Source organism: Mucilaginibacter sp. PAMB04168 (genome assembly GCF_039634365.2).
Classification (GTDB): Bacteria; Bacteroidota; Bacteroidia; order Sphingobacteriales; family Sphingobacteriaceae; genus Mucilaginibacter.
Genome location: NZ_CP155079.2, coordinates 2,967,561 through 2,989,417, shown reverse-complemented (window position 1 = coordinate 2,989,417; position 21,857 = coordinate 2,967,561). Strand labels below are relative to the sequence as shown.

Below are 21,857 nucleotides of genomic sequence, written 5' to 3'. Positions count from 1 at the left end.
ACCTTATTTATTATTAGCTTTGACTTGTGGTGTGTAGCAAAGTATTGACCATACCATAAGTATACATACTTAGCCTATAACATGTTCAAACTAAACTTTCGTACCCAGGTGTTAACTGGGTTTGCCATTTCTATTTTACTTGTTTTTATAGTAGGTATCTTCTCTTTCCGCAGCATCAGGCAACTGCAAGACAATCAGGAACAGGTTGAGCATAGCCAGCAAATCATCAATACATCCCGTGGCATATTGCAACTTTTGGTTGATGCTGAAACCGGCATGCGTGGTTACGCCGCCACAGGTAAACCCAAATTTTTAGACCCCTATAATGCAGCGCTGCCTCGCATTAATCAGAATTTGAACCGGTTGGAGAACATGGTAAGTGCCGATCCGGATCAGCAAAGTAACGTTTCAACACTAATATCGTTATCAAATAGCGCATTGGCCATGATGCGCACTAACATAGAAACCCGTCAGGACCTGGGCCTTGAGTATATGGTATCGCGCGATATGCTTATTAATGGCAAAGGCGTAATGGATAACGTACGCGTTACCATTGAAAAGATTAATATTGTCGAAACTAAATCGCTTCAAACAGGCAAAGCGCAAACGCAAGAAGCATCTGATGCTACTATACTGACTATCTCCGTAGGTTCGGCCATATTTCTGGTTATCATAATAGTGCTGTTCATCTATATTCAAAAAACGTTTGCCCAGCAAAAGAAAATTGAAGCCGAAATTAAGGAAGCTAACACCGAACTGGCCCAGGTATTAGCTGAAAATGAAAATAAAAACTGGCTGCTAACAGGTATCGGTATCCTTAATGAAAAAATGCAGGGGCAGCAAAGTGAGAAGGAATTGTCTGAAAATGTGCTGACAGAGGTTTGTCGTTACACTAATGCACTATCGGGCACTTTTTACCTTTATAATGATGATGATAAGCAGCTGGATCTGTATTCTTACTATGCATTTCACGATCTTGGCGCTGTAAAAAATAAAATAAAGCTATCTGAAGGATGGCTGGGCCAAGTAGCCCAAGACCAGAAAGCCGCAACCATAAAAGGTCATCTAAACGATAAATTACAACTCGAAACTTCTATAATTAGCCAGGAACTGGCTGAAATACTGATTGTGCCGTTCTTCTTTGATAAGAAGTTGATGGGCGTTATGGAAGTAGCCTTTCAGCAAGAGTTGAAGGACAGCGACCGCGAGTATATACTAGCAGCTGCAGATGATATTGGCATTGCCATTAATACAGCCCAGGCGCGTACTATAATGCACGATTTGTTCGAGGAAACACAACAGCAAGCCGAAGAGCTGGAAGCCCAGCAGGAAGAAATGCGTGTTACCAACGAGGAACTGCTGAACAAGACAGAGATGCTGCAAGCTTCAGAGGAGGAATTACGGGTACAGCAGGAAGAACTGCGCACCATTAATGCTGAGTTGGAAGAGAAGGCCAGTTTACTTGAAGAAAAGAACCAGGCTATTGAAGAAGCCCGGGCAGCCATTAACCTGAAAGTAACCGAACTGGAAACTACGGGAAAATATAAATCGGAGTTTTTGGCCAACATGAGCCACGAGCTGCGTACACCTTTAAATAGTATTTTGGTATTAGCGCGTATTCTGAAAGATAATAAAACCGATAATCTAAGTGAAGATCAGATAAAATATGCCAGCGTGATATTTAATGCAGGTAACGATCTGCTAACGCTTATTAACGACATTTTAGACCTTTCGAAAATTGAATCGGGCAAGCTGGAGATGCAGAACGATGATGTGAAGGTTTCTGAAATAGTAAACGATATTGAGCAGCTGTTTGCCGAGGTTGCACGTAACAAAAAGATTAACTTCACAAGTAACGTGAGTGGTTTGCCCGGCCTGATCTACACTGATAAGGTTAGGGTGGAGCAGGTAATTAAAAATCTCTTATCAAACGCATTCAAATTTACGCCAGAAGGTGGCCATATCTCTATAAACGCTACACCGGGCACTAAACCTAACACCATTAGCTTTAAGGTTAAAGATTCGGGTATAGGCATAGCGCCCGAGAAGCAAAAAGTGATTTTTGAAGCCTTTCAACAGGCAGATGGTTCTACAAGCCGTAAATACGGTGGAACTGGGCTAGGATTATCAATTAGCCGTGAACTGGCCACTTTATTAGGTGGGCAAATTACCCTCACCAGCGAGGTAAACCAGGGTAGCGAGTTTACGCTTACCATACCTTTAGAAGCCACCCAGACAGTTGCTAAGGCCGACGAGGAACCAACTTTGCCAACGGTAGAAAGCTTTAAACCGCTTAACGATTTTCTGCAGCCGGCCAACATACAACCGAAAGCCGGCCGGAGTACGCCGCTGGTTGTAATTGTTGAAGATGACCGTAATTTTGCTGATATATTACATGATTATGCGAAAGAGCATGGTTATGAATCTATAATGGTAAACGAGGGTACCAACGCTGCACAGGTAATTAAAGATAACATGCCTGACGCCGTTATACTTGACATTATGCTACCTGGGAAAGATGGCTGGCAGATATTAAAAGAATTGAAGGCCGATGATGTTACTAAAAACATACCGGTGCATCTTATGTCAGCTGGTGAAGCCGCTGCTAATAAGGTTCGTCGTGAGGGCGCCATCAGTTTTTTGAAAAAGCCAATCAACACCGAAACGTTAGACAAACTCTTTGCCGACATGATGAGTCAAAGCGGCGTGCAGTTTAAACAAATATTGCTGGTTGAAGATCATGAAGCACAGAGCCAGGCACTTAAAGACTTAATGCAAAAGCAAGGTATTACGGTTGATCAGGCCTTTACCGGCGAACAAGCCTTTACAATGCTTAATCAAAACGATTATCAATGCGTTATATTGGATTTAAACCTACCCGATATTTCGGGGTTGGACTTGCTGGATAAAATTAAAGCTATTGATCGCTTTGCCGAACTACCGGTAATTGTGAATACGGCTATGGAACTGGATAAAAACTCAGTTAACCGGTTAATGCAGTATGCCAATGCCATGGTCATGAAAACCAACAAGTCTGCCGATAGGCTGATTGACGAGGTAAATTTGTTCTTACATAAAGTAAGTTCTGGGCCTGCATCTGCTGCGGCCAAACCACCTGTTGTTGCATCAAAAGGCAAGGAGATTTTAAAAGGCAAAAAAGTGTTGGTTGTTGATGATGATATGCGTAATATATTTGCTTTAAGCAGCGCATTGCAACAATACGATTTAGTAGTAGAGATAGCTAACGACGGTGATGAAGCTCTCGAAAAATTGGAGAGGGTAGAGGGCATAGATATTGTTTTGATGGATATCATGATGCCTAAGATGGATGGCTACGAAGCTACCAGGCATATTCGAAAACAAAACAAATGGAACAAGTTGCCTGTAATAGCGTTAACAGCAAAAGCCATGAAAGAAGACCGCGAAAAGTGTTTGGCTGCCGGCGCTAATGATTACATTACCAAGCCGATTGATATGGACAGGCTAATTTCGCTGATGCAGTTGTGGCTAGAGGGGTAATATATGATTAACGGAACTACAGAAGCACCATCGTTAACACCGCTTGAACTCAATGATCTGGTAAACCTGGTAAAGAAAATCCACGGGTTTGACTTTTCCGGCTATTCTAAAGCGTCATTGAAAAGGCGTATATCCAGAGTTATGCAGCTCAAGCGACTAGGGTATTATGACTTGAAGCATCTCCTGGTAAATGACCTGAGCTTTTTTCAGCATTTTTTAGAGGAGGTTACCGTTAACGTAACCGAGATGTTTCGCGACCCGCTTTTTTATAAAGCGCTTAACAACCAGGTACTGCCTTATCTCTCTACATTTCAGCATATAAAGGTGTGGAGTGCCGGCTGCTCATCTGGTGAAGAGGTTTATTCTATGGCTATTCTGTTAAAAGAAGCCGGCTTGCGTAATAAATCATTTGTTTACGGCACTGATATAAATACAGAAGTTCTTAAAGAAGCTAAAAAAGGCATTTACAGCTTGCGTAAAATTAAGTCGTACGCCGAAAATTACCAGTACTCGGGTTTGCCTGGTACGATAACCGATCACTTCACCATTCTTTATGATGCGGCCACCATACACACTGAGCTTAAGCAGAACACACTCTTCTCGGTACATAATTTAATTTCTGATAACGTATTTAACGAATTTCAACTCATAAGTTGCCGTAACGTTTTCATTTACTTTGAATCAGCTTTGCAAGAAAAGATTTTAGACATATTTTACCGCAGCTTATGCCCGCTTGGCTTTTTGTGCCTGGGCAGCAAAGAGGCCATACGGTCTGATGCGTTTAAAAAAAGATTCAAAACGGTCAATTCTAAAGAAAACATCTACCAAAAGATTGGCACTTAATGATGAGATTAAAAAGCGGTGGCAGCAATCAAAAGTGCTGTTGCTTGGTGGTTCGGCAGGATCATTCAAGATACTTTTTCGTGCCGTAAAACATTTGCCGCCCAGCCTCAACAAAACGGTTATTATCATCATTCACCGTAAAAAGAACTTTTTTAGCGAAATAGAAAAACTCTTCGGTGAAAATAGTCGTATGTACCTCCGCGAAGTATGTGATAAGGATATTATTGAAAATAATACTATATACATAGCGCCGGCAAATTATCATACCCTGATTGAGAACGAAAACCAGTTTAGCCTGGATGTTTCAGAATCGGTATGGTATTCCAAACCCTCAATTGACGTGACTTTTGACAGCGCGGCCGACGTTTTTAAAGAACAGTGTACTGCTATACTGCTGTCGGGCGCTAATCAGGATGGAGCTGAAGGTTTGTTAAAACTGCGTAGAAATGGGTCATTAACGATAGTGCAGAATCCCGCAGAAGCTGAAATGGCCGATATGCCTAATGCAGCTATTCATATCAACGCCGCCGACTATGTTCTAAGTATTGATGAAATATTCGAACTATTACAGATTTAGCTGATACTTTTTATAACTTTATCGCACATTTATGAGTGTTGTTAATATATTATTAGTTGACGACAGGGAAGAAAATATTATAGCGTTAGAAGCCTTGCTAAAACGTGATGATATAAACATCCTATCAACCACATCACCTAACGAAGCATTACGAATTGCCTGGGAAAACCCGGTAAGCATAGCACTCGTAGATGTACAAATGCCCGAAATTGACGGTTTTGAATTAGTGGAGATGCTTAAAGCTAATCCGCGTACAAAGGATATTTTGGTCATTTTCGTAACAGCCATCTCTAAAGAAGCTAAATACGCAGTTAAAGGTTTTGGCACCGGTGCTGTTGACTATTTGTATAAACCGCTCGATCCGTTCATCACATCGGCTAAGGTGGATGCCTTTATACAACTGGCGCAACATCAAAAAGATATTAAAGCCAAAAACGAGGAGTTGCAGAACTATGCCATCATGGTTAAAAACTCTGCAGATATTATTGCTACTGTTGATGCCCACTCATTTCGCATACAATCTGTTAACCCTGCCGTTACAAAAATTTTAGGCTTTCAGCCTAATGAAGTGATTCAGAAGAGTGTTGTTAATCTGGCCGCTGCGGTTAATCAGGATGCGTTCCGGAAGAAGCTTTTAGAGATTATTAATAATAATCTGAGTTATGCTATAGCCGAATACCAGTTCGAGACGTTTGATAAGCGCATAATTTGGGCGGAGTGCCGGGTGACTTATAGTAATAAAGTGCTTTTTCTCAACATTAGCGATGTTTCTCCTCAAAAAAGTTATCAGCAGGAACTCATCAGATCTAAAGAAGCAGCAGAACATTCTAAGAAAATAAAGGAAAATTTTTTGGCTAATATGAGCCATGAGCTGCGCACACCCGTTAATGGAATTATAGGCCTTACCGGTATGCTACGTAAAAGCGACCTGGACGATCACCAAAAGAATATCGTAGATCTGTTAGATGTTTCGTCGCAATCTTTGCTAGGCGTAATTAACGATGTGCTCGATATATCCAAAATTGAGGCAGGTAAGTTTAGCATTATTCGCAAGCCAAATAATATACGTCAGGTTGTAAAATCGGCTTTTGATTTACTGAAATATAAAGCCGATGAAAAGAAAGTTGACCTGGTTTTGGAAATAGACCCCGAAATACCTGAAACACTTTTGTTCGACTCTTTACGGCTCAATCAGATACTGATGAACTTGCTGAGCAACGCAATTAAGTTTACAGATAGGGGATATGTAAAGCTACAGTTAACGTTACTTCAAAAATTAAATGAGAACGTTAAACTTAAATTCAGCATTATAGATAGTGGCATTGGTATTCCGGCCGATAGGCTGAATAAAATATTTGAATCATTTGAACAGGCCGATCAGGACACTAACGTAAAGTACGGCGGAACCGGTTTGGGCCTTGCTATTGTTAAGAAACTTATTGAGTTAAAAGGGGGCGAACTAACCGTAAGCAGCCAATTAGGCTTAGGCAGTACATTTAATTTTATTAATTGGTACAGTACAGCACAAAAATCACAAGACGAAGTTAAAACAGATGCCGGGCCAAGAGTGCTGGTGCCTTTCGAAAATATTAGTATACTGGTTGCAGAAGATAACCTGGTAAACCAGTTCATGCTAACCAAGATGTTGAGGGACTGGAACGTTAAAGTTGAAATTGCAGATAACGGCCATAAAGTGATTGATAAGCTGCTGGCTAATGATTATAATTTAATATTGATGGACACCCATATGCCCGAGATGAATGGCTATGACGCAGCTAAGAACATCAGGGTGAATTTTTCGGAACCTAAAAGAAGCATTCCTATCATATCTCTTTCGGCAGCCACGTTTGAGCACGAGCAGCAACAAGCACTTTCGGCAGGTATGAATGATATTTTGGCCAAGCCGTTCCAGCCGCATCAACTGCATGAGAAAATAAAGCGACTGCTTTTTAAGTAAACGAGCTTACTTATAGTCCTAAGCTTATCTGGCCCGAGCCTATTATTTTGGCTTCGTGTTCTAAAAGCCACTTTTTTCGCCATAAGCCGCCTGCATAGCCAGTTAGTTTTCCGCTGCTGCCAATTACCCGGTGGCAAGGTACCACAATCCATATTTTATTTTTACCATTGGCGGCTGCAATGGCACGTATGGCCAGCGGGTTGTTCATTAACCTTGCTTGATGTAGGTAGGTAATGCATTTACCATATGGTATTGCTTGCAATTGCTGCCACACTAATTGCTGAAAAGTTGTGCCCTCCGGTTTTAACGGCAGATCGAATGATAAGCGTTTGCCTTCAAAATACTCATCAAGTTGCTTGATTGCCGATTGAGTGGCTGTGCCTGCAATGTGATGACTTGGTTCACCTTCATCCATAATTAAAATCGACACGATAAAGCCATCTTGTTCAGTAATACGCGCTATACCCAATGGGGTAACATGATTATACATTAAACCTGTTGGTTTGTCGAAAGTATGAGATGCTGAAGTTTTAATCTTGTTTGCGGGCATGGTATCGCACTTACACAAACTTAATAAATTCTATATTTGCAATGATGGAATTGTTAAACCAAACCGGTTATTTGCTAAAGAAAGAGATACTGCTGGAGTGGCGTTCCAAATATGCTTTTAACGGTGTACTACTTTATATCGTATCAACCGTTTTTGTATGCTACATTTCGTTCAACCTTTCGCCTGGTTTTACTAAAAGCCCTGGATATCCACTGGTTTGGAACGTGTTGTTTTGGATTATCATCCTGTTTGCATCAGTAAATGCAATAGCCAAAAGCTTCTTACAGGAAAGTCGTAGCCGCTTACTGTACTATTATACTATAGCTAGTCCGCACGCCATTATACTATCAAAAACTATTTACAACGCCTTGCTCATGACGCTTTTGAGTATATTGGCGTTAATTGTTTATTCACTTTTTTTTTCGAATAGGTTAGGAGATGGCCTGTGGTACTTTTTGGTAGTTATTACCGGTAGCATTACCTTTTCAACCGTGTTTACCATGGTGTCGGCAATTGCAGCCAAGGCAGGTAATAACGGAACGCTTATGGCTATCTTAAGCTTTCCGGTGATCATTCCTGTAATTATGCTACTGGTAAAAATCAGTAAAAGCGCAATGGACGGGGTAGACCGTAGTTTAACTTATGGCAATTTTGGTGTACTGGCGGCCATTAACGTAATTGTAATAGCAGTTTCACTCATATTATTCCCATTTCTGTGGCGCGACTAAATTTTTCGTTTGGTTTTTACAAATGCCCTTATAACGACTTTGATTGCCCGTTTAAAATATATTGATTAAGCTTATTATGCGGTACATTGCGGTAGCATTTCTTTTCTTTTTACTGCCCATGTTAGGGCTTGCGCAAACTGGCAGCATCACCGGGAAAGTAATTAACGCCGACACTAAAAATCCCCTTGCAAAAGTAAGCGTGTTTTTAAGTAACGCCACCTACGGTACCACAACAGCTGAAGACGGTACTTTTATGCTTAGAGGCGTAAAACCCGGGCAGTATGAGTTAATCATCACTTCGGTAGGATATGAAGACTTTTCACAATCGGTATTGGTAGGTGCTGAGCCCGTTAAAATAGAAGCTGCTTTAAAGGCCAGGGTTTTAGAACTGAGAGAGGTTGTTGTTACAACGCCTGCCGACTGGAAGCGCAATTATCAAATGTTCTTAACAGAATTTTTCGGTACATCGGCCTATGCCAAGCAATGTAAGATATCTAATCCAGAAGAATTAACGCTTATTTACAAAAAGTCAAAGAAAACGCTGGAAGCTTACTCTTACGATTTTGTGAACATTGAGAATAAAGCTTTAGGTTATCGAATCAAATTCCTTCTCAAGTCGTTTAAAAGCGATAAAATAAATAATATCATTTCCTGGCAAGGCCGCATTTTGTATGAAGAACTACCCGGCAGCGAAAGCCAGAAAAAAAAATGGGAAATTCGGCGACAGGATATCTACTACGGCTCGAACCTTCATTTTTTCCGTTCGCTGGTTAGTGGAACTTATGATAAAGAAGGATTTGTTATGCGCTTGCTCTACCGCAGGCCAAACACCGAACGCCCACCCGAAGAAGTAATACAACGTAAGCTGGATAAGTTTCAAATGGTTAACCGCGACTCGATGCAGTACTGGCTAAAGTTGTATAACCTCCCTAAGTACCACGAAACGCTGTACCGGCAGCCTGTAAATCCTGATCAGGTAATTCGGAATACCGACCAAAAGGGGCTTTTTGCCATTACTTTTCCGGGGTACCTGTATGTGGTTTACACCAAGAAGCGTGAAATGCAAGACTTTAAAGATGTATACCGCCCGCTTGATATGGAAAATTTCGAAACCAGCATCATAACTCTTTATAAGCCGTATGCACTTTTTGACAGTAATGGAGCTGTGGTATCATCTCAAACTACTTTGTATGAAGGCACCTGGTCTAAAAATAAGATTGCCGAACTGCTGCCGGTGGACTATGTACCCTCGGCCTCTTACACGCCGCCGTACCTCAAATGACGTGTTGCTGCTCAATGTAAATACTATGTACGCATAGTATTTAAAGTAATTTGTTATACCTTTGCGCGTTAAAATCAATATGAAATTTATATATAAATCTTGGTGGAAAGTACTGGGCATATTGCTGGTTCTATACTCACTCATAGCCGGGCTTTTAGTTCCGGTACCCATGAAGTTTATTGTAAATGAAACTATAAGGAACGTTTTCTTTCACGTGCCTATGTGGATGGCTATGTTCGTGTTGTTTGGCATTTCGGTTTTCTACAGTATTAAGTACCTGGCTAACCCGAAAGAAGAATATGACCTTGTAGCGGTTGAATCAATAAACACAGGTGTATTTTTTTATGTACTGGGTTTATTAAGTGGAATGCTTTGGGCAAATTATACCTGGGGTGAGTTTTGGAGCAATGATCCTAAACAAAATAGCGCGGCAATTGCGTTTCTGTTATATTGTGCCTACCTGGTGCTACGCAACTCTATTGAAGAGGAGCAAAAGCGAGCACGTGTTTCGGCCATTTATAACATTTTCGCGTTTCCTATAATGTTTGTGTTGTTAATCATCCTTCCACGATTAACAGACTCCCTGCATCCTGGCAACGGAGGAAACCCTGCTTTTGGTCCGGACGATACCACGAACACTATGCGTATGGTATTATATCCTGCTTTTATTGGTTGGATACTGGTATCCATTTGGGTTGCAACCTTGCGCTACAGAATCCGTTTAATTGAAAATAAAAACAACTCGCTATAAACGCATGAAAAAAATACTTTGCTTATTACTACTGATGGCCGGTTTTACCAGTGCCTTTGCTCAGCAGCCCGAAATGGCTGACGCCATGCGCAGCTCAGGCAAAATTTATGTAGTTATTGCTACCATTGCCATAGTATTTGTGGGGCTGGCCATTTATTTGTTTGTTATGGACAGGCGTTTAAGTCGTTTGGAAAAGCACAACAACTAAAACTTTTTAGGTTAAAAGCCATTTTAATCATAAACTTAATCATCTGTCATTATTTGCAGGATACTATACCAATTATTTAAATCAATATAATAACATGAGTAACTTAATAATAGCTGATCAGGACACGCATTTCTTTGGTGATGTGTGCACAAACTTTGATCATGCTGCACAATTTACCAAGCATGATGCGGGTTTGCTAGATCAGATCAAATCATGTAACAGTGTTTACCGTTTCCGTTTCCCTATACGTAAAGGCAATGGTTTTGAAGTAATAGATGCCTGGCGCGTTGAGCACTCGCACCACCAATCGCCAACAAAAGGTGGTATTCGCTACAGCGAGATGGTGAACGAAGACGAAGTAATGGCGCTGGCTGCATTGATGACGTATAAGTGTGCTATTGTAAACGTTCCGTTTGGTGGCGCAAAGGGTGGAATTAAAATTAACCCCAAAAACTACACCGTTCAGGAATTGGAGAATATTACCCGTCGTTATACGGTAGAGCTGATAAAAAAGAATTTTATAGGCCCAAGTATTGACGTACCTGCACCGGATTATGGATCGGGTGAGCGTGAAATGAGCTGGATTGCTGATACGTATGCTACCATGAACCCTGGTCAGGGTGATGCACTAGGCTGCGTTACCGGTAAACCGATTGCCTTGCATGGCATTGCCGGCCGCAGGGAAGCTACCGGTCGTGGTGTGGCTATTGCCGCGCGTGAATGTGTTAGCGTAGGAGAAGATATGCAACGAATTGGCTTAATGCCCGGTTTGGCTGGTAAAAGGGTAATTGTACAAGGCTTAGGTAACGTAGGGTACTACTCGGCAAAATTCCTGTCTGAATTTGGCGCTATCATTGTTGGTTTGTGTGAATTTGAAGGTGCTATCTATAACGAGAACGGTTTAGATTACGACGCCGTATTCCAACATCGTAAAGCCACAGGTTCCATTCTTGGTTTCCCGGGCGCTGCTCAGGAATTCACAAACTCCGGCCAAGGCTTAGAGCAGCCTTGTGATATACTGGTGCCTGCTGCATTGGAAAATCAGATTACTGCAGATAACGTTCGCAACATACAGGCAAAAATTATTGTTGAAGGTGCAAACGGACCAACTACGCCTGAGGCTGAAACCATTTTTTATGAAGGTGGTGGTATCATCGTTCCGGACATGTATGCGAATGCCGGCGGTGTAACCGTATCTTACTTTGAGTGGTTGAAAAACCTTTCGCACGTATCTTTTGGTCGTATGAACCGTAGGTTTGAAGAAAACTCAAACCTTAACCTGGTTAATATGGTGGAGGGCATTACCGGTGTTTCGTTAACACCGCTGCAACGTTCAACCATTATTAAAGGTGCGTCTGAGCTGGAACTGGTTAACTCTGGTTTAGAGGATACCATGATCCGTTCATACCACGAAATACGAGAGACTTTCAAAAATAACCCCGGTATAGGCACATTACGCGTAGCTGCCTTTGTTGGCGCTATCAATAAAATAGCAGTTTCATACCAAAATTTAGGTGTTTGGCCATAAGCAATACCGGCTAAAACCCATTCAATGTTCTATAAAAGGCGGTACCCAAAAGGTGCCGCTTTTTGTATTTTAATGTAGATACGGTAATTGTACCATCCTCGTTGCCCCTCAAAGTGAAGATCGAAAATCGTTAATCGTTCTATAAATCAATAAAACCATCTTTGTTACACAATGGCTATAAGTGATTTTGTCAAGAATAATTCTAAATAAGATATATCTGTTGTAATAAAGCGTAATCGCTATCCGTTTTGTATTTTTGTAGATTGTTTTACAGCAGGTAAAATTCATGAAAAAAAGTTCAATATTAGGTATTATCGTTATTGCAGTTGCCATAGCAGTAATTATCAGCACTTACTCAAATACAAGCACTTACGGTTCGTTTAAAGATGCCGAGCAAACTAAAGATGAGCTACACATTGTAGGTCACCTTAATAAAGACAAGCAATTGTATTATGAGCCAACAAAGGATGCTAATTATTTTTCATTCTACATGCGTGATAATAAGGGCGAAGAGTGTAAAGTTGTATTTACAGGTACAAAGCCGCAAGACTTTGAGCGCTCAGAGCAGATTGTACTCACCGGACAAATGCGTGGTAAAGAATTTCATGCGTCCAAGATCCTGATGAAGTGCCCTTCTAAATATACGCAAGACAAATTAGAAGTAACCGAAGCTAAAGCCAAACAGGCAAACATATAAATTCCTTTAATGAGCACAGATTTTCAAGGGGAGCACCTCATGCCAGGCCACCTAGGGCAGTTTTTTATCATTCTGTCTTTTGGTTCAGCCTTGCTTTCGACTATAAGTTACTTTTTTGCTACTACGCAAAGCAATAAGCTCGATCAATCTTGGTTTCGTTTAGGGCGCTGGAGCTTTTATGTGAATACCTTTTCGGTAGTGGCTATCGGCTGCTGTCTTTTTTATATTATTTACAATCATCTTTTCGAATATCATTATGCCTGGGCTCACTCATCGAGCACCTTGCCGGTATACTATATCATTTCGAGTTACTGGGAAGGGCAGGAAGGCAGCTTTTGGCTTTGGACCTTTTGGCAGGCCGTTTTAGGTAATGTACTTATATGGCGCGCCAAGTCATGGGAAAAGCCTGTGATGGTAGTGGTTGGCTTATCACAGGTGTTATTAAGCTCTATGCTTATTGGTGTGGAAATACTGGGTTCTCGCCTCGGTAGCTCCCCATTTATTCTATTACGCGATGCTATTGAGGGGCCTATATTCAGCCGTCCTGATTATATGCAATACGTAAAGGATGGCAATGGCCTGAATCCGCTACTGCAAAACTACTGGATGGTTATACACCCGCCAACATTGTTCTTAGGGTTCGCATCTATGATTATTCCATTTGCTTATGCGGTTGCCGGTTTGTGGCAACGCCGTTATAAGGAATGGGTAGCAGCAGCCATACCGTATGCACTGTTTGCCGTGATGATTTTGGGTACTGGCATTATAATGGGGTCGTTTTGGGCCTATGAGTCGCTCAACTTTGGTGGTTTCTGGAACTGGGATCCTGTTGAGAATGCCTCTTTAATTCCATGGCTGGTACTTATAGCGGCGGTACATGTATTAATAGTATTTAAAAACACAGGCCATTCTTACTTTACAGCCACCTTGCTAACCTTACTTAGCTTTGTGCTCGTTCTTTATGCATCATTCTTAACCCGTAGCGGTATCCTGGGCGAAACATCAGTGCATGCCTTTACTGATTTAGGTATGTTTTGGCACCTGGTGGTTGATGTATTGGTATTTTTAGGCATCACCGTTGGTTTGTTAATTTGGCGATGGAAAGAATTGCCTTTCTCAAAAAAGGAAGAAGAAACTTATTCGCGTGAGTTTTGGGTGTTTGTGGGCTCGGCCTTCCTGGCTTTGTCTTGTTTGCAATTAGTCATCGTAACCTCGGTTCCGGTATGGAATGCTATCTTTAAAACCAATATAGCGCCGCCAACTAACCCTATAACATTGTATAATATTTTTCAGGCCGGCTTTGCTGTAGTAGTAACTTTCTTTTTAGGTTTTACGCAGTTTTTAAAATATAAAAAGACCGATGCAACCCGGTTTTACATCACTACGTTGTTATACTTATTTGTAGCTGCGCTGTTAACCGCTGTTGTGGTTTATATAACCGGTTTATACAAGCTTAAGCTGGTGTTTATGCTTGCCATGTTTGGCGCTATTTATGGCATATTGGCCAACTCTAAAATACTGGCTGATGCATTTAAAGGTAAATTCAAGCTGGCCGGATCGGCTGTAGCGCACATCGGCTTTGCATTGTTACTGGTGGGTGCTTTAATTGCTGCCGGTACAAGCAAAGTAGTATCGCAAAACGAAACTGGTATTATACAAGTTAAAGATTTTGACAAGGCTGGCGATGCGCGTGAGAACATCATGTTGTACAAGAACCAGCCGGTTGACATGGGTGGTTACAAAGTTACCTACATTGGCGACTCTCTTGTTGCGCCAAATCATTATTTTAAGGTTGACTATAAAAAATACAACGAAGCAGGCAAGCTAACTGAGCATTTCGTGTTAACGCCAAACTCACAGGCCAATGCCAAGATGGGGTTGGTTTCGTCTCCAGATACCAAGCATTATCTGCTGCATGACTTGTACACACACATCACTGCGGCACCTATTAAAGAAGAGGAGGGTCTTGCTGCCGGTTCTACTGAGATAGGGCATGACGAGCATGATGCAACTGAAGATGACAAGCATTACAATCCGCCTGTAGTTTACGAAGCTAGCCTGGGTGACACTATCCGTTTCCGTGAAGGCTACATGGTTCTGACAGGATTAAATAAAGCACCTAAACTGCAAAATATACCTTTAGGAAAAAATGACGTAGCTGTTGGTGCTCAGCTCCAAATTGTATCGCACGGTATTACTTATAAGGCCGAGCCCGTGTTTATGATTAAAGGTGGCAACACATTTGATTTTGCCCGCAAGGTAGACGATGTGGGCTTAAAGCTCCGTTTTTCAAAAATTATTCCGGAAAAGAACAAGTTCGAGTTAACCATTTACCAACAGCCCGAAAGCCAAAAGCCGTATATAGTGATGCGGGCTATAAATTTCCCTTACATCAACTTTTTCTGGTCGGGTACCATCATTATGGTTATTGGTTTCTTAATGTCGATATTCAGAAGGAGCAGCGAATTAAAAGTGGTGGAGGTTAAAGGCAAACCAGCAAAAACTAAAGCAGGCACTTTGGTGTAAAATCCTGGCTAATTCTGGTAATTATAATGAACGATGCCCCCACAGATATAGACACTACCACTATTTATATAGATGAGATAGCCACTAAAGGGTACACCATCGTACACAGTGTTTTTAGTCATGAAGAAATAGATTTCATGCACAAGGCTTTAAGTAGCGCTGATACGTCAAGATTAACTTTTCGAAAAAGTGCTGATCTTTTTGCTATCAGGCAGTTTTTAAAAGAACTACCTGAAATTAAGTCTCTGATCTTTACTAGAAGCTTTGAACAACTGCTAACTAGTATTTTTGGAGATAGTTATTTTGTAGTTAAGTCTATCTATTTCGACAAGCCTGAAGATTCTAACTGGTTCGTCGCCTATCATCAAGACTTGACAATTTCTGTAAAAAGCAGACAAGATATTGCAGGATTTGGACCATGGACGGTTAAGCAAGACCAGTTTGCTGTTCAGCCTCCTCTTGAAATATTGCAACAAAATTTTACCGTTCGTATTCATTTAGATAATACAGATGAACACAATGGCGCACTACGGGTGGTGCCGGGTTCACACCGTAAAGGTATTTATAGACCAGAAACTATTGACTGGAGCAAAGAAACTGAAGAAGTTTGCCCAGTATCAAAAGGCGGCATCATGGTTATGCGTCCACTGTTGTTACATTCATCAAGCCGCACAACCAGTAAGCATAGGAGGCGGGTAATACATATCGAGTTCAGTAACGTGAGTTTACCAGAACCGTTAAAATGGTCAGAAATAAGTTAATATATGCGTATTACACTCATTGGTTCAGGTAATGTAGCCACTCATTTAGGTGCTGCTCTTAAAAACGCAGGACATTACATTTTACAGGTGTACAGCCCAAATTACCAGAACGCTGCGCTGCTAGCTTATCATGTAAAAGCAGAGGCTATTAATAATTTGCAACAAATCATTCCTGACATTGATCTGTTTATCATCAGTATAAAAGATGATGCCATTGACGATGTTGCCCAAGCATTGGCACCACACCAAAAGCCTATAGTGCATACATCGGGGGCTACACCTATGCAAACGCTGTTAAAGTATACTGAGCATGCCGGCGTATTTTATCCGCTGCAAACGTTCAGTAAAACCAAAGAGGTCGATTTTAGGCAGGTGCCAATGTGTATAGAGGCCGCTTACGAGTATCTGAACTTTGACCTTAAACAGTTAGCGCAAAGTATAAGCAATAACGTTTACCAGGTAAGTTCCGATCAGCGTAAAATACTGCACCTGGCAGCTGTGTTTGCCTGCAATTTCCCAAATTATCTTTATAGCATTGCCCAACAATTACTGCAAAAGCACGACCTGGATTTCAATTTAATAAGGCCACTTATAACCGAAACAGCAGAGAAGGTACAAAGCAAATTACCTAATAAAGTGCAAACCGGCCCGGCTGTGCGTAATGACCAAAAAACAATGGCAGCGCATATAGAGTTGTTGAAAGAGGAACAGGGGCTTGGCCAGATATACCATATATTAAGTCAGGCTATCATCAAAATGGGCGAAGGCCCGCTCGGGGTTAAGTAATTTTTTTACTTTTGCCAAAATGGATATTTTTAAAGTTAAGATAAGCTTTGAGGAACCGGATCACGCGCCGGTAGAGCTGCCTATAGCCGAAGGAGAATCGGTATTGGATGTTTGCCTGGAAAACGGCATTGAACTACAGCATAACTGCGGTGGTGTTTGCGGCTGCAGCACCTGCCACGTATACATAACCAGCGGCATGGACAATATTCAGGAGATTTCGGACAAAGAGGAAGACTTTATTGATCGTGCTGTTAGCCCCCGTATTAACTCACGCCTGGGCTGCCAGTGTGTGGTTATAGACGGCGACATACAAGTCTTGATTCCTGACCAGTCTCAATTTATGGGGCACTAATAAATTTTAGGGTTATTTGGATTTTGTACACCACTTCCATAACCTGCATATTGCATAGAACACACAACCTCCCACATACATTAATTTACATGAACGACGATAAATTTGCTTTACCCATCCATTGGAATGATTATGAAGATATTGCCATGGGTTTATATGAAAAGTTTGGCGACGATTTTAGTGAATCTAAAATATACCGTATTCGCTTTACCGATTTGTTAGAGTGGGTATTAACCCTGCCAAACTTTGTAGGTACGCGTGAAGAAGCAAATGAAGGCCACTTGGAGCAGATACAATCGGCCTGGGTATATGAGTGGCGGGATAATCAATAATTTTTTGTAGGAATAGTTATATATTTTTCTTAAAATTGTTTGATTTGATATAAACTTTACAAAATCTTGTTAAATAAATTTAAAGATATCACCACGTTTATTTTTGATGTGGATGGTGTACTAACAGACGGCTCTGTATACGTTAATGATGCAGGCGAACAAACCCGTTCCTTCAATATTAAGGACGGTTACGCTCTTCAATTAGCCGTTAAATGCGGGTATAATGTATGCGCCATATCTGGTAGCCGCTCAAAAATAGCTATGCATCGCTTAAATAGCTTAGGTATAAAGGACGTATTTTTAGGCTCAGGCGTTAAAACCGAAACCTTCAAGGTTTATATTAACGAAAGAGGCATAAGCCCCATGAATGTGATGTACATGGGTGATGATATACCTGATCTGGAAGTAATGCGCCAGGTAGGAATGCCTGTTTGCCCTGCAGATGCTGCAGAAGAAATTAAAGAGCTTTGCGAGTATGTATCTCCTATTTCGGGCGGGAAGGGCTGTGCGCGTGACGTTATTGAAAAAGCGCTCAAAATTCAAGGTAAATGGATGGGCGCCGAAGCTTATAGCTGGTAGCTTTTAAGCAAATGGTTGGTGGTCTTCTGTTCATGGTACCATCAGCTGTGAACTTGTTTTTGACCATGAACTGCCATTTATGAATACTAAAATTCCTAAAATAATTCTCGCATCTAAATCGCCGCGTCGACAGGAACTGTTGCGATTGATGGACGTATACTATGAAGTTGTACTAAAGGAAGTAGACGAATCTTACCCTGAGCATTTAAGCCCGGAGGAAGTGGCCGTTTATATTGCCGAAAAAAAAGCAAAAGCTTATGATGCTACATCCGGTGACGAGATTGTACTTACAGCTGATACCATTGTAGCTATTGACGGGCTAATATTAGGCAAGCCCGAAAATGAGGCCCATGCAATAGAAATGTTGCAGCGCCTGTCGGGCCGCGTGCATAAGGTTGTAACCGGCGTATGTATCTTATATAAGCACGAGTATAATCTGTTCCATGATGTATCTGAGGTTTTCTTCCGCACCTTGTCTGACGAAGAAATTAAAACGTACGTGAGCAAATATAAACCTTATGACAAAGCTGGCGCCTACGGTATACAGGAGTGGGTTGGCATTACCGCTATTAAACGTATAGAAGGGTCTTATACCAACGTAGTTGGCCTTCCTACCGAAAAGGTATATCAGCAATTACTCAGGTTGGCCAGGTAGATTTGTCCAGGCGCTTGTAACCAATCATAATATAGCGACCCTTACTATTTAAACATTTCTGCCAATACGCCTTCTTTTAACGAATAGGCAGACATCACTACCTGATGCAGATTCAGCTTATGCATCACATATTGCATAAGTAATGATGACACCACAATCATATCCACGCGTACGGGGAGAATGCCCGGCATAGCAGCCCGCTCTTCATGATTAGAATGTATAATTTTACGTGTAATTTCTAACAGATTACCTTCTTTAAAGGCGTAAGTTGGCGTTTGTTTCAAATCAAACGAATGCCCATTGTGCCGCTCTGCCAGTTCAGCAAATGTCTCGAACGCACCAGACGAGCCAATTAAGCTTTGAACATTATGTTTCTTAACGGCGTCACACATCGGTGCTAATTGCAAATCCAGGTAATCATTCAAAGCAGCCACTTCGTCAACTGATATAGGATCTGTTTGATGAAACTTGGCCATTAGCCGGGCAGCACCTATTTCAAAACTTTGCTTGTAGATAATTTCGCGCTGGTTACCCAATATGAATTCTACACTGCCGCCGCCAATATCAACAATTAGGCTATTGGCTTCCTGCAAGCACCTGGAGGCCTTTACACCAGCATAAATGTAACCAGCCTCGCGGTCACCATTTATGGTTTCAATAACTATGCCTGTGTGCTGCTTTACCTCATCAATAAATTGCTGCCCGTTAGATGCGCTGCGCATGGCCGAGGTGGCAATAGCTTTTATGCTATGCACATTATGCTGCCTAATAAACTGATGAAAGCTTACGAGCGTATCAATGCCTCTTTGGTAAGCGTCAGCTTTAATAGTACCTTCATTTATACCGCCTTCGCCTAATTTAACGCCAACATGCTCATGAAGTACTTCTTTAAAAAAACGAGTAGGGTCGGACTCAGCAATCAGTAAATGAAATGTATTTGTGCCGAGGTCCATAACGGCAACGCGGTTAGTCATACCTCTAAAATAAAAAATCCCTGTAAAAGTTTTAACGTTTTACAGGGATTAACAAAAAGTTGAAATTAAGATTATTCTTTATAGAAGAACCATTTTACCAGTTCACTGTAGCTTGCTTTTTTGCCATACATTAAAATACCAACACGGTAAATGCGCGCAGCTACCCAGGTAGTAAATATAAAGCCAATCACCATCATACACATGGAAATAGCGATTTGCCAGCCCGGAGGATCGAATGGAATGCGTACCATCATGGCCACAGGTGCAGTGAACGGTACAACAGAAAGCCAGAAGGCCAAAGAGCTATCAGGATTTTGCGCTAGGAAGGATACGGAAATTAAATAAGTGAACAGTAGCGGCATGGTAATAGGAAACATAAACTGCTGTGTTTCTGTCTCACTATCAACGGCCGATCCCACGGCGGCAAACAGCGCACTGTAAAGAAAGAATCCGGTTAAAAAGTAGAATAGGAAGTAACCAATAATGCTGGCAACCGGCACGTTCTTTACCGTATCTAAAAAGCCCAGCATCGGGCTTTGTGGCGCATTAAAGTTTTTGCTTGCAATGTAACTCACCACCAGCGATAATACAATCCATAAAACAAATTGCGTAATACTTACCAAGCCTACACCAATTATTTTACCCAGCATTAATTGAAACGGCTTTACTGATGATACAATAACTTCAATAATGCGATTGGTCTTCTCTTCGATTACCCCACGCATCACCTGAGCCCCGTAAATAAATAACGATAAGTATATCATAACAGCACAGGCGATGCCTATAATGGTGAGTGCGCCTATGTTTGAGTCTTTCTCGCCGTCATCAGTAACTTCAAGGGCGCTAACGTCAATATTGCTGTGAATGCCTTTTAGTCGGGCAGTATCAATACCGGCAGCCACCATCTTGTTGTTAGTTGATATTTCATTCATCTGGTGCTCAATTGCTGTAGTCACCATAATGCTTGGTTTCTTCTCCGATAAAATTTGTACACCTTTTGCCTCCTCGTAATTTTTAGGAATATACAGCAGTATTTGCTCGTGATCTTTCTTTAGTGCTTTCTTGGCTGCTGCTAAAGGCAATGTCGAGCGTTGGAATTTGATGTTTTTACCAGCGTGTAGTTTATCGGCAAAAACACCGGTATCATCAACTACCTTTACTACCCGTGTGGTATTCAGTTCGCTGCTGTTTTTGTAAATAAGGTACATTACAGCGTACATAGCCAATAAAAGTGCCGGCACTAAAAATACGGTCACCAAAAAGGCTTTTTTGCGAACGCGTGATATATATTCTCTTTGTATGATAAGGAAAACTTTGTTCATAGCTTAGCCAATTTGATTTACGTTTTTAATAAAGATTTCGTTAACGCTCGGAATAACCTCTTGCAAACGGATTACACTAACTTTTGAAATAAGGTACTGCAGTACGTCATTTGAGCTGGTGCTCTCGTTTAACTTAAGCCGGATGATGTGACTGTCATCTTCGGTAGTTGTTTCATCAACCAGGGCAAATGGCTCTGTACCGTTTAAAGCAAGTTTTTCACCGTTATATTCGATCAAAAAGGTGTTGCTGCGATAAGAGTTACGGATGTCTTTCACGCGACCGTCCAGTATCTTGTTAGATTTATGGATCAGGGCAATAGAATTACAAAGTTCCTCAACCGATTCCATACGGTGCGTAGAGAACAAGATGGTAGCACCTTTGCGGTTTAGCTCCAGTATTTCATCTTTAATTAATTCTGCATTTACCGGGTCAAAACCACTGAACGGCTCATCCAGGATAATCAAATCGGGCTCGTGCAAAACTGTGGCTACAAACTGTGCTTTTTGTTGCATACCTTTTGATAGCTCCTCGACCTTTTTGTTCCACCAGCTTTCAATTTCCAGTTTCTCGAACCAATACTTTATACGTTTGGTTGCTTCGGCATGGCTCAATCCTTTCAGTCGGGCCAGGTATACAATTTGTTCGCCAATGGCCATTTTTTTATAAAGGCCACGTTCTTCGGGCATGTAGCCTATACGTTCAATATGCGATTGGTTTAATTTTTCACCGTCGAAGTAAATTTCACCTGAGTCGGGCGCAGTGATTTGATTAATGATACGGATGAGCGAAGTTTTGCCTGCGCCATTTGGACCTAAAAGACCAAATATTTGCCCGCTGGTAACTTCCAGGCTCACATCGTTCAACGCCTTATGACCGGCGTATTGTTTCACAATGTTTCTGATGCTAAGCATGTGTGTTGGGGTCAGTAT

General features: G+C 41.4%; 21 protein-coding genes. 17 read left to right on the top strand and 4 right to left on the bottom strand.

Annotated features, from left to right (window positions below; all coding sequences use genetic code 11):
- Positions 1-81: 81 nt before the first annotated feature.
- The 4 genes from ABDD94_RS12695 to ABDD94_RS12680 are packed head-to-tail and all read left to right on the top strand — an operon-like array spanning position 82 to position 6,896.
- Positions 82-3,519, top strand: a complete 3,438-nt coding sequence (locus ABDD94_RS12695; RefSeq protein ID WP_345952554.1) for a response regulator — start codon at positions 82-84, stop codon at positions 3,517-3,519.
- A 3-nt stretch (positions 3,520-3,522) separates the two neighbouring features.
- The gene (locus ABDD94_RS12690) at positions 3,523-4,362 is read left to right on the top strand and encodes a protein-glutamate O-methyltransferase CheR (RefSeq protein ID WP_345951718.1); all 840 of its coding nucleotides are present in this window, start codon (positions 3,523-3,525) and stop codon (positions 4,360-4,362) included.
- Positions 4,352-4,939, top strand: coding sequence for a chemotaxis protein CheB (locus ABDD94_RS12685; protein ID WP_345951719.1), 588 nt, complete (start codon positions 4,352-4,354; stop codon positions 4,937-4,939). The genes ABDD94_RS12690 and ABDD94_RS12685 overlap by 11 nt, the downstream gene beginning before the upstream one ends.
- A 31-nt stretch (positions 4,940-4,970) precedes the next feature.
- A complete protein-coding gene (locus tag ABDD94_RS12680; protein ID WP_345952553.1) occupies positions 4,971-6,896 on the top strand; it encodes a response regulator in 1,926 nt (641 codons plus the stop codon).
- 10 nt (positions 6,897-6,906) lie between these two features.
- On the opposite strand, the gene ABDD94_RS12675 is transcribed toward ABDD94_RS12680, so the two are convergent.
- Positions 6,907-7,446, bottom strand: coding sequence for a methylated-DNA--[protein]-cysteine S-methyltransferase (locus ABDD94_RS12675; RefSeq protein WP_345952552.1), 540 nt, complete (start codon positions 7,444-7,446; stop codon positions 6,907-6,909).
- 44 nt (positions 7,447-7,490) lie between these two features.
- On the opposite strand from ABDD94_RS12675, the gene ABDD94_RS12670 reads away from it, so the two are divergent.
- From ABDD94_RS12670 to ABDD94_RS12610, 13 genes are all read left to right on the top strand, one after another.
- A complete protein-coding gene (locus ABDD94_RS12670; RefSeq protein ID WP_345952101.1) occupies positions 7,491-8,174 on the top strand; it encodes a heme exporter protein CcmB in 684 nt (227 codons plus the stop codon).
- Positions 8,175-8,250: 76 nt separating this feature from the next.
- Positions 8,251-9,456: a carboxypeptidase-like regulatory domain-containing protein gene (locus tag ABDD94_RS12665; protein WP_345952551.1), complete on the top strand. Its 1,206-nt coding sequence runs from the start codon at positions 8,251-8,253 to the stop codon at positions 9,454-9,456.
- An 88-nt stretch (positions 9,457-9,544) separates the two neighbouring features.
- Positions 9,545-10,207, top strand: a complete 663-nt coding sequence (gene ccsA / locus ABDD94_RS12660) for a cytochrome c biogenesis protein CcsA (protein ID WP_345952102.1) — start codon at positions 9,545-9,547, stop codon at positions 10,205-10,207.
- A gap of 4 nt (positions 10,208-10,211) precedes the next feature.
- A complete protein-coding gene (locus tag ABDD94_RS12655) occupies positions 10,212-10,415 on the top strand; it encodes a CcmD family protein (protein WP_345951723.1) in 204 nt (67 codons plus the stop codon).
- A 94-nt stretch (positions 10,416-10,509) separates the two neighbouring features.
- Entirely contained in the window at positions 10,510-11,943 is a 1,434-nt protein-coding gene (locus ABDD94_RS12650) for a Glu/Leu/Phe/Val dehydrogenase (RefSeq protein ID WP_345952550.1), read from the top strand.
- A 286-nt stretch (positions 11,944-12,229) separates the two neighbouring features.
- Positions 12,230-12,640 (top strand): cytochrome c maturation protein CcmE, encoded by a 411-nt coding sequence (locus ABDD94_RS12645; RefSeq protein ID WP_345951725.1) that lies wholly within the window; start codon positions 12,230-12,232, stop codon positions 12,638-12,640.
- Positions 12,641-12,649: 9 nt separating this feature from the next.
- Complete coding sequence (gene ccsA / locus ABDD94_RS12640; protein ID WP_345952549.1) at positions 12,650-15,166, top strand: cytochrome c biogenesis protein CcsA; 2,517 nt, start codon at positions 12,650-12,652, stop codon at positions 15,164-15,166.
- Positions 15,167-15,192: 26 nt separating this feature from the next.
- Positions 15,193-15,927 (top strand): phytanoyl-CoA dioxygenase family protein, encoded by a 735-nt coding sequence (locus ABDD94_RS12635; RefSeq protein WP_345952548.1) that lies wholly within the window; start codon positions 15,193-15,195, stop codon positions 15,925-15,927.
- 3 nt (positions 15,928-15,930) lie between these two features.
- Positions 15,931-16,713, top strand: a complete 783-nt coding sequence (locus tag ABDD94_RS12630) for a DUF2520 domain-containing protein (RefSeq protein ID WP_345952547.1) — start codon at positions 15,931-15,933, stop codon at positions 16,711-16,713.
- Between the two features lie 19 nt (positions 16,714-16,732).
- Positions 16,733-17,065 carry a 2Fe-2S iron-sulfur cluster-binding protein gene (locus ABDD94_RS12625; protein WP_345951729.1) on the top strand — a complete coding sequence of 111 codons (333 nt, stop codon included), beginning with the start codon at positions 16,733-16,735 and terminating at the stop codon, positions 17,063-17,065.
- Between the two features lie 89 nt (positions 17,066-17,154).
- Complete coding sequence (gene iscX, locus ABDD94_RS12620; protein ID WP_345951730.1) at positions 17,155-17,397, top strand: Fe-S cluster assembly protein IscX; 243 nt, start codon at positions 17,155-17,157, stop codon at positions 17,395-17,397.
- Between the two features lie 66 nt (positions 17,398-17,463).
- Positions 17,464-17,976, top strand: coding sequence for an HAD-IIIA family hydrolase (locus ABDD94_RS12615; RefSeq protein WP_345951731.1), 513 nt, complete (start codon positions 17,464-17,466; stop codon positions 17,974-17,976).
- Between the two features lie 79 nt (positions 17,977-18,055).
- Positions 18,056-18,631: a Maf family nucleotide pyrophosphatase gene (locus ABDD94_RS12610; protein ID WP_345952546.1), complete on the top strand. Its 576-nt coding sequence runs from the start codon at positions 18,056-18,058 to the stop codon at positions 18,629-18,631.
- Between the two features lie 44 nt (positions 18,632-18,675).
- Here ABDD94_RS12610 and ABDD94_RS12605 read toward each other — a convergent pair whose 3' ends face one another.
- The 3 genes from ABDD94_RS12605 to ABDD94_RS12595 form a co-directional block, all read right to left on the bottom strand.
- Positions 18,676-19,605: an exopolyphosphatase gene (locus ABDD94_RS12605; protein WP_345952545.1), complete on the bottom strand. Its 930-nt coding sequence runs from the start codon at positions 19,603-19,605 to the stop codon at positions 18,676-18,678.
- 71 nt (positions 19,606-19,676) lie between these two features.
- Positions 19,677-20,927, bottom strand: coding sequence for an ABC transporter permease (locus tag ABDD94_RS12600; RefSeq protein ID WP_345952544.1), 1,251 nt, complete (start codon positions 20,925-20,927; stop codon positions 19,677-19,679).
- Positions 20,928-20,930: 3 nt separating this feature from the next.
- Positions 20,931-21,839, bottom strand: a complete 909-nt coding sequence (locus tag ABDD94_RS12595; RefSeq protein ID WP_345952543.1) for an ABC transporter ATP-binding protein — start codon at positions 21,837-21,839, stop codon at positions 20,931-20,933.
- Positions 21,840-21,857 lie beyond the last annotated feature (18 nt).